The 16,229-nt window shown below is 78.1% G+C and carries 2 protein-coding genes; both read right to left on the bottom strand.

Annotated elements, in window-relative coordinates; all coding sequences use genetic code 11:
• Positions 1-20: 20 nt before the first annotated feature.
• The gene (locus OG767_RS16065; RefSeq protein ID WP_405089282.1) at positions 21-1,583 is read right to left on the bottom strand and encodes a bifunctional 3-(3-hydroxy-phenyl)propionate/3-hydroxycinnamic acid hydroxylase; all 1,563 of its coding nucleotides are present in this window, start codon (positions 1,581-1,583) and stop codon (positions 21-23) included.
• Between the two features lie 29 nt (positions 1,584-1,612).
• Positions 1,613-16,147: an SDR family NAD(P)-dependent oxidoreductase gene (locus tag OG767_RS16060; protein ID WP_405089281.1), complete on the bottom strand. Its 14,535-nt coding sequence runs from the start codon at positions 16,145-16,147 to the stop codon at positions 1,613-1,615.
• Between the last annotated feature and the right edge of the window lie 82 nt (positions 16,148-16,229).

Raw genomic sequence — 16,229 nt, 5'->3', positions numbered from 1 at the left:
CAGGGCTGTGCGGGGGTTGGTCAGGGCTGCAGGGCGGGCGCGGCGACCTGCCGGCGCAGGTCGGCCACCAGGGTGGCGGCGGCGTCGGGGCCGGCGGCCACGCCGAAGAGATAGAAGTCCGGCCGGATCAGCGCGGCGTCCGCGCCGCCCAGCCAGGTCGAGTAGACGCCGTCGAGGTCGGCCAGGTCGCCGGCCGCCGCGTCGTCGTCGGCCGGCCGCACGACCAGCCGGTACGCGCCGAGGTCGTCGAGGAACGCGACCGCGTCGTCGTCGAGCGTGGCGGGTTCCCGGGTGAGCAGCGTGAAGCCGACGCCCACCACGTCGTCGAAGCCGCCGGTGCGCCCGTCGACGGTCACCCGACCCTGCGGCGCGGGTTCACCGGCGCGCGGGGTGGGCGTGCCGTCGCCGGCGCGGTGCAGCACCCCGTCGACGATCGCCTCGCGCAGCGAGCGGACGTGCCGCTGCTGGGTACGCCGGCGCAGCGCGGCCAGCATCACCGAGTCCCGGCCGGCGGCCTTCTTCTGGTCGGTCTCGCAGATCACCGCCCCGGAGTCCATCGACATCCGGATCGCGTGCTGCACGTGCGCGCGCCGTTCCACCTGGTACGTGTCGAGCAGCGCCTCCCCGGCCCGGCCGCGGCGCACCAGGTCGAGTTTCCACGCCAGGTTGACCACGTCGCGGAAACCGGAACTCATGCCCTGCCCGAGGAACGGCGGCATGACGTGCGCGGCGTCGCCGGCCAGGAACACCCGACCGCGCCGCCACACGTCGGCGGAGCAGGCCTGGGTGGTGTAGACGCCGTACCGGTCCAGCCGGGCGTTGTCCGGGGTGATGTCGAACAGGCCGAGCAGCCGCCACGCGCTGGCCTCGGTGCGGAACTCCTCCAGGGTCTCCCCCGGCACCCGCATGAACTCCCACCGCCGGTGGTTCGGCCCGGCGGAGACGGCGGTACGCGGGCGCGCCGGGTCGCAGATCTGGAGGTTGTTCGGGGTGAACTCGCGCGGCGTGTGCAGCACCACGTCGCAGACCAGCCAGTCGTGGGTGAAGTCCAGGTCGGTGACGCCGGCGCCGAGCCAGCCCCGGACGAAGCTGTTCGCGCCGTCGCAGCCGAGCACCCAGGACGCGGTGTAGGTGTGCGGGCCGCCGTCGCCGTCCACGGCGGTCACCTCGACCCGGTCGCCGTGGTCGGTCAGGCCGGTCACCTCGACGCCCCGCTGCACCTGCACGCCGGGCAGCTCCGCACCGCGTTCGGCGAGCCGTTCCTCCACGCCGGGCTGGTAGAACGACGTGGAGTCGGGCCACCCGGAGGGGCCGTCCGGCGCGGCGCGCACGTGCAGCAGCGTCCGGCCGAAGCCGTTCTTCCAGGTGTACTCGCCGGACAGTTCGGTCACGTCGCCGAGCCGGTCGGCCACGCCGCAGGCGGCGAGGATCCGGCTGGCCTCGCCGTCGTAGGAAACGGCGCGCGGCATGCTGTACGGGGTGGTCCACTTCTCCAGCACCCGCACCGTGAAGCCGCGCTGCGCCAGCAGGATCGCGGCCACCTGGCCCACCGGGCCGTAGCCCACGATCAGTACGTCGGTCATCGCCGTCCCTCGTTCGTCCGCCTGGGCCGTCACAGCCCGAGTTCCGTGTCGATCAGGCTGAAGATCTCGTCGTCGCTGGCCCGGTCGAGGTCCAGGTCGTCGTCGGTGGCGGAGGCGCCGCGCATGGTCCGCCACTTGGCGACCAGCACTTCCAGCCGCGCCGCCACCTGGGTGTGCAGGTCCGCCTCGACGGTGGTCTCGGCGAGCGCCCGTTCCAGGCGTTCCAGCTCGGCGAGCACCGCCGGGGCGGCCTGCGCGCCGTCGGGCACCAGCCGGGAGCGCAGGTAGCCGGCCAGCGCCGCCGGGTCCGGGTAGTCGAAGACGGCGGTGGCCGGCAGCCGTTCCCCGGTCGCCTCGGTGAGCCGGTTGCGCAGCTCGACCGCGGTCAGCGAGTCGAAGCCCAGCTCGTGGAACGCCTGGCCCTCGCGGATGGCGTCCGGGCTGCCGTGGCCGAGCACCGCCGCGGCGGTGGCCCGGACCAGGTCGAGCAGGAGCGCGGACTGTTCCGCGCCGGTGAGCGCGCGCAGCCGCCCGGCCAGGTCGGCGCCGCCGGTGGTGGCGGCGCGGGCCTTCGGCCGGTCGACGCGGACCAGGCCGCGCATCAGCGCCGGCACGTGCGGCCGGCCGGCCAGCGCGGCCCGGTCGACGCGGGTCGGCACCAGGTGTTCCTCCGGCGCGGCGAGGCCGGCGTCGAACAGCGCCATGCCCAGGTCGGACGGGATCGCGAGCTGCCCGTCGCGGGTGGTGCCGGCCCGGTCCACGCCGGCGGTCAGCGTGCTGGCCTGCGCCCACAGGCCCCAGGCGTACGCGCGGGCGGGCAGTCCGGCGCCGCGTCGCCGCCGGGCCAACGCGTCCAGCCAGGCGTTGGCGGCGGCGTAGTTGCCCTGGCCGGGCACGCCGAACACGCCGGCCCCGGAGGAGAACAGCACGAACCCGGCGAGGTCGAGGTGGCGGGTCAGCTCGTCGAGGTGACGGGCGGCGTCCACCTTGGGGCGGAACACGGTGTCGAGGCGTTCCGGGGTGAGCGCGGTGACCACGCCGTCGTCGAGCACGCCGGCCAGGTGCACCACGGCGGTGAGCGGATGCGCCGCCGGCACGGCGGTCAGCAGCCCTGCCACCGCGTCCCGGTCGGCGACGTCGGCGGCGGCCACGGTGACGGTGGCGCCGAGCGCGGTCAGCTCGGCGGTCAGCTCGGCCGCGCCGGGCGCGTCCGGGCCGCCGCGGCTGGCCAGCAGCAGGTGCCGGACGCCGTGCCCGGTGACGAGCCGGCGGGCCACCAGGCCGCCCAGCAGGCCGGTGCCGCCGGTGAGCAGCACCGTGCCGTCCGGGTCCCACGTCTCGGGCATGGTGAGCACCACCTTGCCGACGTGCCGGGCCTGGCTGACGTAGCGGAACGCGTCCGGGGCCTGCCGGACGTCCCAGGCGCGCACCGGCAGCGGGCGCAACGCGCCGGCGGCGAACAGCGCCAGCAGTTCGGTGAGCATCCGCTGGATCTCGTCCGGCTCGACCTGCGTCAGGTCGTACGCCTGGTAGTCGACGCCGGGGTGGTCGGCGGCGACCCGGGCCGGGTCGCGCAGGTCGGTCTTGCCCATCTCCAGGAACCGGCCGCCGCGCGGCAGCAGCCGCAGCGACGCGTCGACGAACTCGCGGGCCAGCGAGTCGAGCACCACGTCCACGCCCCGGCCGCCGGTGGCGTCGAGGAAACGCGCCTCGAAGTCGAGCGTCCGGGACGACGCCAGGTGGTCGGCGGGCACGCCCAGCTCCCGCAGCGCGGGCCACTTGCCCTCGCTGGCGGTGGCGAAGACGTCCGCGCCGAGGTGGCGGGCGATCTGCACCGCCGCCATGCCGACGCCACCGGCGCCGGCGTGCACCAGCACGGACTCCCCGGCCCGCAGCCGGCCCAGCCCGACCAGCCCGCGCCAGGCGGTGAGGAACACCACCGGCACGGTCGCGGCCTGCGCGAACGTCCAGCCGTCCGGCACCGGCGCGAGCAGCCGCCGGTCGGTGACCGCGACCGGGCCGAAGCAGCCGGTGAACACGCCGAGCACCCGGTCGCCGGGGCGCAGGTCGGTGACCGCCGCGCCGACCTCGGCGACGACACCGGCGGCCTCCCCACCGGGCGGGCCGGGATCGCCCGGGTAGAGGCCGAGCGCGTTGAGCACGTCGCGGAAGTTCAGGCCGGCGGCGCGGACCCGGACCCGCACGTCGTACGCGCCGAGCGGCGCGTCGGCCGCGTCGGTGGGCACCAGCGCCAGGTGGTCGAGGCTGCCCCGGCGGGGCACGTCCAGCCGCCAGGCGGTCGCGTCGGCGGGCGGGACGAGCGTCGGCGCGTCGGCGCGGCGGGCCAGCCGGGGCGCGTACGCGCCGCCGTCGCGCAGCGCCACCTGCGGCTCGTCGGCGGCGAGCACGGCGGTCAGGGTCGCCGCGTCGGGCTCGGCGTCGGCGTCGAGCAGCACGAACCGGTCCGGGTGTTCGGACTGGGCGGAACGGACCAGGCCCCACGCGGCGGCGGCGGCCGGGTCGTCGACCTCACCGGGCCCGTGTACGCCGACCGCGCCACGGGTGAGCAGCACCAGCCGGGTCTCGGCCCAGCGCGGCTCGGCCAGCCAGCGTTGCACCAGCGCGAGCGCGTCCCCGGCGAGCCGTCGCGCCCGGTCCGGGGCGGCGGGGTCGGTGCGGGTCGTCGTCCGGTGCGCACCGGCCCCGGCGGTGAGCGGCGCGAGCACCGCGTCCGGCGTCGCGGCACCGGCGTCGAGCGCGGCGACGAGGGCGGACAGGTCGGCGTGGCGCGACAGGTCGGCCACGTGGGACAGATCCGCGTCGGCGGCGTCGACAGTCGACACGTGCGCGGCCGGGTCGGCGGGGTCGGCGTCCGGGGCGGCGAGCACGGCGATCCGGGCCGGGGTCGGCGCGGTGGGCGTCGGCAGCGGCTGCCACGTCAGGTGGAACAGCGCGTCGGTGACCGCGTCGTCGCGGGCGCCCAGCTCGGCGCGGGAGATCGGACGCATGGCCAGCGACGCCGCCTCGACCACCGGCGCGCCGGCCGGGTCGGTGGCGGACAGCGCGAACGCGTGCGGGCCGACCCGCCGCAGCCGGACCCGCAGCGTGGTGGCGCCGGTGGCGTGCACGGTGAGCCCGTTCCAGGCGAACGGCAGCAGGATCTTCTCGCCGCCGGCGTCGGCGAGACCACCGAAGTGCGCGGCGTGCAGCGCGGCGTCGAGCAGCGCCGGGTGCAGCGCGTACCGGTCGGCGTCGGCGCGCGGGCCGGCCGGCAGCTCCACCTCGGCGTACACCTCGTCGTCGCCGGTCCGGACCGCGCGCAGGCCCTGGAAGGCCGGGCCGTAGCCGTACCCCTCGTCGACCAGGCGGTCGTAGAAGCCGGTCAGGTCGACGGCGTGGGCGTCCGGCGGCGGCCCGGCCGGCGTCGCCGGGGTGGCTTCGGCGGCGGAGAGCGTGCCGCTGCCGTGCCGGGTCCACGGCGCGTCGGCCGGGCCGGCGGCGGGCCGGGAGTGCACGGTGACCGGGCGGCGGCCGTCGTCGGCGGGCGGACCGACCGCGACCTGCACCTGGGTGGCCGCGTCCTCGGGCAACGTCAGCGGCGCCTCGATGACCAGCTCGTCGAGGGCGGGGCAGCCGACCTCGTCGCCGGCCCGCAGGCACAGCTCGACCAGCCCGGTGCCGGGCACCAGCACCCGGCCGGCGACCCGGTGGTCGGCCAGCCAGGGCTGCTCGGCGACCGCGAGCCGGCCGGTGAACAGGTGCCCCCGCCCGTCGGCCAGCGGCACCGACGCGCCGAGCAGCGGATGCCCGGCGGCGGCCAGCCCGGCCGCGCCGACGTCGGCGGCGCCGGTGACCGGGCGGGGCCAGTAGCGGCGGTGCGCGAACGCGTACGTGGGCAGGTCGACCCGGCGTCCGCCGGCCAGCACCGGCTGCCAGTCGACGGGTACGCCGCGCACGTGCAGCGCGGCCACGGAGAGCAGGAACCGGGCCCGGTCGCCCCGCCCGCGCTGCACCGAACCGACCACCACCGCCGGGTGGTCGTGCTCCTGGACCGTCTGCTCGATGCCCGGCGTGAGCACCGGATGCGGGCTGCACTCGACGTACGTGTGGTGGCCCTCGGCGGTCAGCGCGCGTACCGCGTCGGCCAGTTCGACCGGCTGGCGCAGGTTGCGGTACCAGTAGTCGGCGTCCATCTCCTCGCCGCCGAGCCAGCACAGGTCGGTGGTGGAATAGATCGGCACCGCCGCCGGTCCGGGCGTGATGCCGGCGACCGCCTCGGCCAGCTCGGCGCGGATCCGCGTCACCTGCGGGGAGTGGGACGCGTAGTCGATCGGGATCCGGCGCAGCCGGATGCGGTCGGCGTCCAGCTCGGCGGCGAACGCGTCGACCGCGTCCGGTTCGCCGGAGACCACCACGTTCGCCGGGCCGTTGACCGCGGCCACGGCCAGCCGGTCGCCGTACCGGGCGATCCGTTCGCGGACCACCTCGGCCGGGAGCGGCACGGCGGCCATCACTCCGGCGCCGGCCAGCTTGCGCAGCGCGCGGGCGCGCAGCGCCACCAGTCGGGCGGCGTCGGTCAGCGACAGCACGCCGGCCACGCAGGCGGCGGCGATCTCGCCCTGCGAGTGGCCGACCACGGCGGCGGGCTGCACGCCGTACGAGCGCCACAGCTCGGCCAGCGACACCATCACCGCGAACAGCAGCGGCTGCACCACGTCGGCCCGCTCGGCGTCGGGCGTGCCGGGCGCCTGGCGCAGCAGGTCCCGCAGCGGGTGGCCCAGCCAGGGCCGCAGCGCGGCGTCGCAGGCGGCCATCCGCTCGGCGAACACGGGCGCCTCGTCGAGCAGGTCCAGCGCCATGCCGGCCCACTGGGAGCCCTGGCCGGGGAAGACGAACACCAGCTTGCCGGTGGCGGTGACGTCGCCGCGTACCAGGTCGGTGGCGGGCTCGCCGGCGGCGAGCGCGTCCAGGCCGGCGGTGATCTCGGCCGGGCCGCCGACCAGCGCGGCCCGGTGGTCGAATCCGGCCCGGGTGGTGGCCAGCGACCAGGCCACGTCCAGCGGTCGCTGGTCGGGCCGGTCGGCGAGGTGGTCCCGCAGCCGGCGGGCCTGCCCGGCCAGCGCCTCCGGGGTACGTGCGGAGAGCAGCCACGGCAGCGCCACCGGCCCGGCCGGCGGCTCGGCGTCGACGGCCGGCTCGTCCGGCACGGCCTCGAGCACCACGTGGGCGTTGGTGCCGCTGATGCCGAACGAGGAGACGCCGGCGCGGGCCGGCCGGTCGGTACGCGGCCACGGCCGGGCCTCGGTGAGCAGGTCGACCGCGCCGGCCGCCCAGTCGACGCGGCTGGTGCGGTGCTCGGCGTGCAGCGTGCGGGGCAGCCGGCCGTGCCGCATGGCGAGGACGACCTTGAGCATCCCGGCGACGCCGGCCGCGGCCTGGGTGTGGCCGAGGTTGGACTTCACGGAGCCGAGCAGCAGCGGCGGGACGCCGTCGGGCCGGCGGCCGTAGGTGGCGAGGATCGCCTCGGCCTCGATCGGGTCGCCGAGCGGCGTGCCGGTGCCGTGCGCCTCGACCGCGTCCACGTCGGCCGGGTCGAGCCCGGCGGCGGCCAGCGCGGCCCGGATCACGCGTTCCTGGGACGGCCCGTTGGGGGCGGTGAGGCCGTTGGACGCGCCGTCGGAGTTGACCGCCGAGCCGCGCACCACGGCCAGCACCGGGTGGCCGCGTCGGCGGGCGTCGGAGAGCCGTTCCACCACCAGCACGCCGACGCCCTCGGACATGCCGAACCCGTCGGCGTCCTCGGCGAACGCCTTGCACCGGCCGTCCGGGGCGAGGCCACGCTGGCGGCTGAACCCGGTCAGCCCGGCCGGACCGGACAGCACCGACACGCCACCGGCGAGCGCCAGGTCGCAGTCGCCCTGACGCAGCGCCTGCGCGGCCAGGTGCAGCGCCACCAGCGAGGCGGAGCAGGCGGTGTCCACGGTGACCGCCGGCCCTTCCAGCCCCAGCGCGTACGCGACCCGCCCGGAGAGCACGCTGGCGGCGGTGCCGGTGAGCAGGTGTCCCTCGTCGGCGACGGTCTCGCCGTCGTCGGCGGTGGCGCCGGGGGTGATCCGGTCGGCGTAGTCCTGGCCGTGGGTGCCGGCGAACACGCCGGTGCGGCTGCCGCGCAGCGTGTCCGGGTCGATGCCGGCCCGTTCCAGGGCCTCCCAGGAGGTCTCCAGCAGCAGCCGGTGCTGCGGGTCCATGGCGAGCGCCTCGCGGGGGCTGATGCCGAAGAACGCGGCGTCGAAGTCGGCGAGGCCGGTGAGGAAGCCACCGGCCCGGGTGTAGGTGCGGCCGGGCGTGCCGGGCTCCGGGTCGTACAGGTCGGCAAGCGGCCAGCCCCGGTCGGTGGGCAGGTCGCCGATCACCTCGCCACCGGCGTCGAGCAGCCGCCACAGCTCCTCCGGGGAGCCGATGCCGCCGGGGAACCGGCAGGCCATCGCGACGACCGCGACCGGCTCGTCGAGCGCGACGGTGGTGGCGTCGGCGACCTCGGTGGCGGCGGTGCCGAGCAGCCGGGCGTGCAGGTGCGCGGCGAGCAGTTCCGGGGTGGGATGGTTGAACACGGCGTGCGGGGCGAGCCGGACGCCGGTGGCGGCGGAGAGCCGGTTGCTCAGCTCCACCGCCATCAGCGAGTCGAAGCCGAGTTCCTTGAACGGCCGGCGCGGTTCGATCTGGTCCGGCCCGGCGTGCCCGACGACCGTGGCGCAGCGGGTGCGGACCAGGTCGAGCAGGAGCGTGGCCCGTTCCGGCTCGCCGAGGCCGGCCAGGCGGTCGGCGAAGCCGGTTCCGGTGCTGGTGCCGGGCTCGGCGACGACGGCCCGGCGCGGGGCCGGCGGCAGCAGCGCCCGCAGCAGCGCCGGCACCTCCCCGGTGGCGCGGACGGCGGCCAGGTCCAGTCCGATCGGCACCAGCGTCGCCGGTTCGGCGCGCAGCGCGGCGTCGAACAGCGCCAGCCCGGCGGCGGCGTCCAGCGGACGGGTGCCGGTGCGGGCGAGCCGGGCCAGGTCGGCGGCGGTGAGTCGGCCGGCCATCCCGTCGGTCTCGGCCCACAGGCCCCAGGCGAGCGCGGTGCCGGGCAGCCCGCGGGCGCGGCGGTGCGCGGCGAGCGCGTCGAGGAACGCGTTGCCGGCGGCGTAGTTGCCCTGGCCGGGGCTGCCGAACGTGGCCGAGGCGGAGGAGAACAGCACGAACGCGGCCAGGTCGAGGCCGGCGGTCAGCTCGTGCAGGTGCCAGGCGCCGTGCACCTTGGCCCGCAGCGCGCCGGTCCAGCGGTCCGGGTCGAGGTCGGTGAGCAGCGCGTCGTCGGTGGCGCCGGCGGCGTGCACGACGGCCACCAGCCGGTCGGCGAGCGGGGCCAGCACGGCGGCGAGCGCGTCCCGGTCGGCCACGTCGGCGGCGACCACCCGGACGTCGACGCCGGTCGCCGCCAGCTCGTCGGTCCAGGGGGCGGGCCGGCCGGTGCGGCTGAGCAGCACCAGTTCCCGCACGCCGTACGCCTGCGCGAGGTGGACCGCGACGTGCCGGCCGAGGCCGCCGGTGCCGCCGGTGAGCAGCACCGCGCCGCCGGCCAGCGCGGGCCGCGCGGCGGCGTCGGGCTCGGTGACCGGGCGGAGCCGGGGCAGCAACGCGCGGCCGTCGCGGACCGCGACCTCGGGTTCGTCGTCGGCGGCGGCCAGCGCGGCGCGGACCGTGGTGTCGTCGACGGTGTCCAGGTGCAGCAGCAGGAACCGGTCGGGGTGCTCGGCGCGGGCCACCCGGAGCAGGCCGGCGGCCGGGGCGTGCGCCGGGTCGCCGTCGCGGACCGCCACCGCGAGCCGGGTGTCGACGGCGCGCGGGTCGTCGAGCCAGCGGTGCAGCACGCCGAGCAGGTCCAGGCCGATCGCGTCGGCGCGCTGCGCGACGGTGCAGTCCGGGTCGCCGTCGGGCAGGCGCAGCACCAGCACCGGCGGCAGCGACCCGGTCGCCGGGACCGCGTCGGCGAGCGTCCAGGTGGGCACCGGGCCGGTCGGGGCGGGCAACCAGTCCACCGTGTAGAGCCCGGCCGGGCCGGTCTCCGGCGCCGGGGCGGCGGCGGACGGCAGCGTCACGGCGCGCAGCGCGATCCGGTCGACGTCGAGCACCGGCCGGCCGGCGTCGTCGACGGCGGTGAGCGTGACCGCGTCCGCGCCGGCCGGGGCGAGACTGACCCGCAGCGCGTACGCGCCGGTGGCGTGCCGGCGCACGCCGGTCCAGTCGGTGGGCACGATCCGCTCCCCCGGCCCGGCCGGCGGGGCGAACCCGGCCAGCGGGAGCAGGTCCAGCGCGGCGTCGAGCACGTCCGGGTGCACGCCGTACCGCTCGGCGTCCGGGTCGGCGGCGTCGTCGGGCAGCCGTACGTCGAGGTGCAGCCGGTCCCCGGCGGTCCAGGCGGCCCGCAGCAGCGGATGCGCCGCCTCGACCGGGCGGGCGCCGGCCGGCGGCCAGGCCGGGGCCGGTACGCCGGGCGCGGCGAGCGGGTCGGCCGGGGCGAGCACCGCGTCGGCGACCGCCCGCCACGGCTCGTGCTCGCCGGCGCGGACGTGGCAGCGGGCGGCGCGTCGGCCGGCGGCGTCCGGGCCGGCGACGTCGAACTGGAGGTCGACCGCGAGGCCGGCGGGCAGCGGCGCCGGCTCCGGCATCCGCAGGTCGGCCAGGACCGGGGTGTCGAGTCGTTCGCCGAGGTGGCCGAGCGCGTCGAGCAGCACGGTGGCGGGCAGCAGCGGCGCTGCGCCGTCCGGGGTGGCCGGTCGGGTGGCGGTGAACCGTCCGGTGGCGAGCACCTGGCCGGTGCCGGCGACCGGCAGCACGGCGGCGAGCAGCGGGTGCCCGGCGTCGCCGGTCGGTGCGCCGGGGGTGGCGGGCAGCCAGTAGTGCCGGTGCCGGAACGCGTAGGTGGGCAGCGCGACGGGCGCGTGCGGGCCGGGGCCGGCCAGCGCGGCCCGGTCCACCGGCACGCCGCGCACGTGCAGCCGGGCGGCGGCGGTGAGCAGCGCCGCCGGTTCGGGCGTGCCGGCCCGCAGCGTGGGCACGAACGCCAGGTCGTCGCCGGCGTCGGCGAGGCACTCGGCGGCCAGCGCGGTGAGCACGCCGCCGGGGCCGATCTCCAGGAACGTGGTGGCGCCCTCGGCGTGCAGGGCGTGGACGCCGTCGGCGAAGCGCACGGTGTCGCGGACGTGGGCCACCCAGTGCTCGGGCGAGGTGAGCCGGGCCGCGTCGACCGGCGCGCCGGTCAACGTGGACACCACAGGCAGTTGCGGCGCGCGGTAGGTCAGCCCGGCGGCGACCTCCCGGAACGCGTCCAGCATCGGCGTCATGCGCGGCGAGTGGAACGCGTGCGACACGCGCAGCCGGCTGGTGCGGCGGCCGGCGGCGCGCAGCGTCGCGGCGACCGCCTCGACCGCGTCGGCGTCGCCGGAGAGCACCACGGCGGTCGGCCCGTTCACGGCGGCCAGCCCGACCCGGTCGGTCAGGTGCGGCAGCACCTCGGTCTCGTCGGCCTCCACCGCGACCATCGCGCCGCCGGCCGGCAACGCCTGCATGAGCCGGCCCCGCGCGGCGACCAGCGCGGCGGCGTCGGCGAGGGTGAGCACGCCGGCCACGTGCGCGGCGGCGATCTCGCCGATCGAGTGGCCGAGCAGCAGGTCCGGGCGGACGCCCCAGGATTCGAGCAGCCGGTGCAGCGCCACCTCGACGGCGAACAGCGCCGGCTGGGTGTAGCGGGTCTCGTGCAGCAGCGCCGCCCGCGTGTCGCCGTCCGGGGCGAGGACCACGTCGGCGACCGACTGGCCGGTGACGTGCCGGTCCAGTTCGGCGCAGGCGGCGTCGAACGCCTCCGCGTAGACCGGGTACGCCGCGCGCAGCTCCCGGCCCATGCCGGCGCGTTGTCCGCCCTGCCCGCCGAAGAGGACGGCGAGCCGGCCGTCGGAGACGCGGTCGGTGAGCACGCCGGCCGGGTCGGTGTCGCCGCGGCTCAGCGCCGTCAGCGCGGCGCGGGCGTCGGCCGGGTCGCCGACCAGCAGCGTCGCCCGGTGGTCCAGCGCCGCCCGCGTGGTGGCCAGCGCGTACGCCACGTCGGCCGGGTCGGCGTCGATCCGGTCGAGCCGGCTCAGCAGCCGGGCCGCCTGGTCCCGCAGGCCCTCCCGGCTGGCCGCGGAGAGCAGCCACGGCACGACGCCGGCCGGGTGCTGCCGGGTGACCGGCGGCGGGGCGGGCGCGGCGGGGGCCGCCTCGACGACGACGTGGGCGTTGGTGCCGCTGATGCCGAACGAGGAGATGCCGGCGCGGCGGGGCCGGTCCACGTCGGGCCACGGCCGGGCGTCGGTGAGCAGCTCGACCGCGCCGGCCGACCAGTCGACCTCGCCGGTCGGCGCGTCCACGTGCAGCGTGCGCGGCAGCGTGCCGTGGCGCAGCGCGAGCACCATCTTCATCACCCCGGCCGCGCCGGCCGCCGCCTGGGTGTGCCCGAGGTTCGACTTGAGCGAGCCGAGCAGCAGCGGACGGTCGGCGGGCCGGCCCTGCCCGTACGTGGCGAGCAGCGCCTGGGCCTCGATCGGGTCGCCGAGCCGGGTGCCGGTGCCGTGCGCCTCGACGGCGTCCACGTCGCCCGGTCCGAGGCCGGCGGTGGCCAGCGCCCGCCGGATGACCCGTTCCTGGGCCGGCCCGCTCGGGGCGGTGAGCCCGTTCGACGCACCGTCCTGGTTGACCGCGCTGGCGCGCAGCAGCGCCAGCACCGGGTGGCCGTGGCGGCGGGCGTCGCTGAGCCGTTCCAGCAGCAGCACGGCCACGCCCTCGGACCAGCCGGTGCCGTCGGCGGCCTCGGCGAACGCCTTGCACCGGCCGTCCGGCGCGAGTCCGCGTTGGCGGCTGAACTCGATGAACGCCTGCGGGGTGCCCATCACCGCGACGCCGCCGGCCACCGCGAGCGCGCAGTCCCCGGCGCGCAGCGCCTGCGCGGCCAGGTGCAGCGCGACGAGCGACGACGAGCAGGCGGTGTCCACGGTCACCGCGGGCCCCTCCAGGCCCAGCGCGTACGCGACCCGCCCGGAGACCACGCTGCCGGCGGTGCCGACGCCGAGGTAGCCCTCGGTGCCGGGCGGCGCCTGGCCGACGTTGGCCGCGTAGTCGTGGTGCATCACGCCGGTGAACACGCCGGTGGCGCTGCCGCGCAGCCCGGTCGGGTCGATCCCGGCGCGCTCGAACAGCTCCCAGGACGTCTCCAGCAGCAGTCGCTGCTGCGGGTCCATGGCGAGCGCCTCGCGCGGGCTGATCGCGAACAGGGTGGCGTCGAAGTCCCCGGCGCCGGCCAGGAACCCGCCCACCCGCACGTACGAGGTGCCGGCCCGGTCGGGGTCGTCGGCGAACAGGTGCGCCAGGTCCCAGCCCCGGTCGGTGGGGAACCCGGTGAGCCCTTCGCCGCCGGATTCGAGCAGCTCCCACAACTCGTCGGGGCCGGTGACGCCGCCGGGCAGCCGGCAGGCCATGGCGACGATCGCCACCGGGTCGTCGGCGGCGACCGGGCCGGTCCGGGCGGCGGCGTCCGCGATTCCGGCGGCGGGGCCGGTGGCGGCGTCGGTCGGGCCGGCGCCGCGCAGCAGCGTGGCCAGGTGCCGGGTGAGCGCGGCGGGTGTCGGATGGTCGAACGCGGCGGTGGCGGAGAGCCGGACGCCGGTGGCCCGGTTCAGCCGGTCGCGCAGCGCGACCGCGCGGACCGAGGTGAACCCGAGTTCGGTGAACGCCCGGCCGGGCCGGACCGCGCCCGCGCCGGGCAGCCCGGCGACCTCGGCGGTGGCGGCCCGGACCAGGTCGGCCAGGAGGCGGTCGCCGTCGGCGGTGGTGAGCGCCGCGAACCGGCGGCGCAGCGTGTCCGCGTCGTCGTCGGGCCGGCTCGGGCCGCGCCAGGCCGGGTGGGCGGCCACCCGCTCGGCCGGGCCGGCCACCAGCACCAGGTCGTCGCCGTCGTGCGCGACGTCGAACGCGGCGGTCTCGGCCCACGCCGGTCCGGTCACCCCGACCAGCCGGGCCGGCAGCCCGGCCGCGTGCCGCCGGGCGACGAGCGCGTGCAGCGCGGCGACCGCGCCCGCCGCCGGTTCCCGTCCGGCCGCGCCGAGCAGCACGTCGGCGGGGACCAGCACGGTGTACGCGGTGGCGGCGGCGTGCCGGGTGTCCCGGTCCAGCCGGCCGGCCAGGTCGAGCAGCCGGGCGCTGCGGTCGTGGTCGGTCAGGTCGGCGTCGCGGACCCGCAGCACGGCCGCCCCGACCGGTTCCCCGTCCCGGGTCGCGAGGTCGGTGGCGGGGCCGTCGACCGGCAGCAGCCGCAGCGACCGGGCGCCGTACGCGCCGGTCAGGTGTCGGGCCAGCGCCGCCCGCTCGGCGGTGTCCGCGCCGGCCAGCACCGCCGGCGCGGCCGGGTCGAGCACCGTGGCGGCGTGTTCCGGGGCCGGCGCGGCGGCCGGCGCGGGCGCCGCGTACCGGGCGGTGCCGGCGCGCAGCGCGACCTGGGCGGCGCCGGCGTCCACCACGGACGGCAGCAACGCCGCCGAGGCGGGATCGGCGTCGACGAGCACGATCCGGTCCGGCCGGGCCGCCTGCCGGCAGCGCGCCTGCGCCCAGGCGACGGCGGCGGCCGGGACCAGGTCGGGGTCGTCGGGCGTGTCGGCGGTGGACGCGTCCACCGCGCCGCTGGTCAGCACCACCACCCGGGCGGTCGCGTAGCGCGCGTCGTCGAGCCAGCCGGGCAGCGCCGCCGGGTCGACGCCGGCCAGCACCAGCACGTCCGCGTCGGTGTCGGTGGAGTGGGCGCCGGTGTGGACGTCCTCGCCCTCGGCGGTCAGCGCGTCGGCGACCGCCCCGGCGTGCGGCCCGACGACCGCCCAGCGCCGGCCGGGCGCGCGGTCGACAGGTGCCAGTGGACGCCAGGTGAGCCGGGTCAGCGCCTCGTGGTGTGTGCCGTTGACCGCGCGCAGCCGGGCCGGCGTCTCCGCCAGCAGCCGCCGGGTGACCTTCCCGGAGGCGGTCCGCGGCACCGCGTCGATCTCGTACAGCTCCTGCGGCACCTTGTGGTACGCGAGCCGCTCGCGGCAGGCGGCGTACGCGGCGGCCGGCGCGAAGCCCTCCGGCGCGGGCACCACGTACGCGACCGGCACCTCGCCGAGCACCTCGTGCGGGCGGCCGGTGACCGCCACGTCGGCCACGCCGGGCACCGCGCGCAGCACGTCCTCCACCTCGACCGGGTGCACCTTCTCGCCGCCCCGGATGATCAGTTCCCGGTGCCGGCCGGTGACGAAGAGGTTCCCGTCGGCGTCGCGGCGGGCCAGGTCTCCGGTGCGGTACCAGCCGTCGCGCAGCGCCGCCGCGGTGGCCTCGGGCAGCCCGTGGTAGCCGAGCATGACGCCCGGGCCGCGGACCCACACCTCGCCCTCGTCGCCGGTCGGCACGTCGCGGCCGGTGTCCGGGCTGACCAGGCGCACCTGCACGCCGTCCACGGCCCGGCCGCAGGAGCCCTCGGCCCGGGGCTCGTCCGGCCGGGTCACCGCGATCGAGCCGCACGTCTCGGTGCTGCCGTACGCGTCGAGCAGCGGCGCGTCGAAGACCTCCTCGAACGCGCGGCGCAGCTCCCCGGTGGTGATCGCGCCACCGACCAGGCAGACCCGCAGCGCGGGCGCGCGGAACCCGTCGGCGCGGGCCGCGTCGACCAGGTGGTGGTACATGGCGGGCACGCCGGCCAGCACGGTCGCCTCGTCCTCGGCGACCGCGCGCAGCACGTCGGCGGCGGCGAAGCCGTCGACCAGGCGGGCGCTCGCGCCGACCGCGGTCACGCTCAGCACGCAACCGATGTGGGAGAGACTGTGGAACAACGGCAGCGGCCAGACCACCCGGTCGGCGGCGGTCAGGTCGGGCACCGGCACGTAGCAGGCGGCCACCGACCAGAGGCAGGTGCGCTGGGTGGAGAGCACGCCCTTGGGCCGGCCGGTGGTGCCGGAGGTGTAGAGCATCCAGGCGACCTCGTCCAGGCCGAGGTCGTCGCGGGCGTCGGCGGTCGGCGGCGCGTCGACAAGCGCCGGCCAGGCCGTCGCCGGGTCCGGGTACGGCCCGTCGCCGGTCACCCAGATCCGCAGGTCGGGCCGGTCCGCGCGCAGCCGCAGGAGCTGGTCGAGGTGCTGCGGGTCGGTGACCACCAGCACCGCGCCGGAGTCGTCGAGCAGGTGGGCCAGCTCGGCGTCCGTGCTGCGCGGGTTCAGCGGTACGCCGACCGCCGCGGCCCGGGTCACGGCCAGCCAGGTCTCCACCGTCTCCACCCGGTTGCCCAGGCAGAACGCGACCCGCTCGCCCCGGCCGACGCCCGCGTCGACCAGGTGGCCGGCCAGCCGGGCGGTGACCGCCTCCAGCGCGGCCCAGGACACCGCCCGGTCCGCGTCGCGGAACGCCACCTGGTCCGGCAGCCGGCCGGCGTGGGCCCGGAGCAGTTCGGGCAACGGCTGGACCAGGTCACTCCGAAGCATGTCAGCACATCCGTCCTTCGCCGTAACGGCCCAAGTCTGGCCAGCGGCCCGGCGGTGACCTACCCCTGTCGCCCCCTAACCG

The sequence above is a fragment of the Micromonospora sp. NBC_01392 genome (assembly GCF_045040125.1).
In the GTDB taxonomy this organism is placed as follows: Bacteria; Actinomycetota; Actinomycetes; order Mycobacteriales; family Micromonosporaceae; genus Micromonospora.
Note: the sequence above shows the minus strand (reverse complement) of the source record. Positions and strands in the feature narration are given on the sequence as shown.

Bases quoted from the DNA above. Each gene is read 5' to 3' on its own strand.
- OG767_RS16060 (WP_405089281.1), bottom strand. From the start codon at position 16,147: ATGCTTCGGAGTGACCTGGTCCAGCCGTTGCCCGAACTGCTCCGGGCC.
- OG767_RS16065 (WP_405089282.1), bottom strand. From the start codon at position 1,583: ATGACCGACGTACTGATCGTGGGCTACGGCCCGGTGGGCCAGGTGGCC.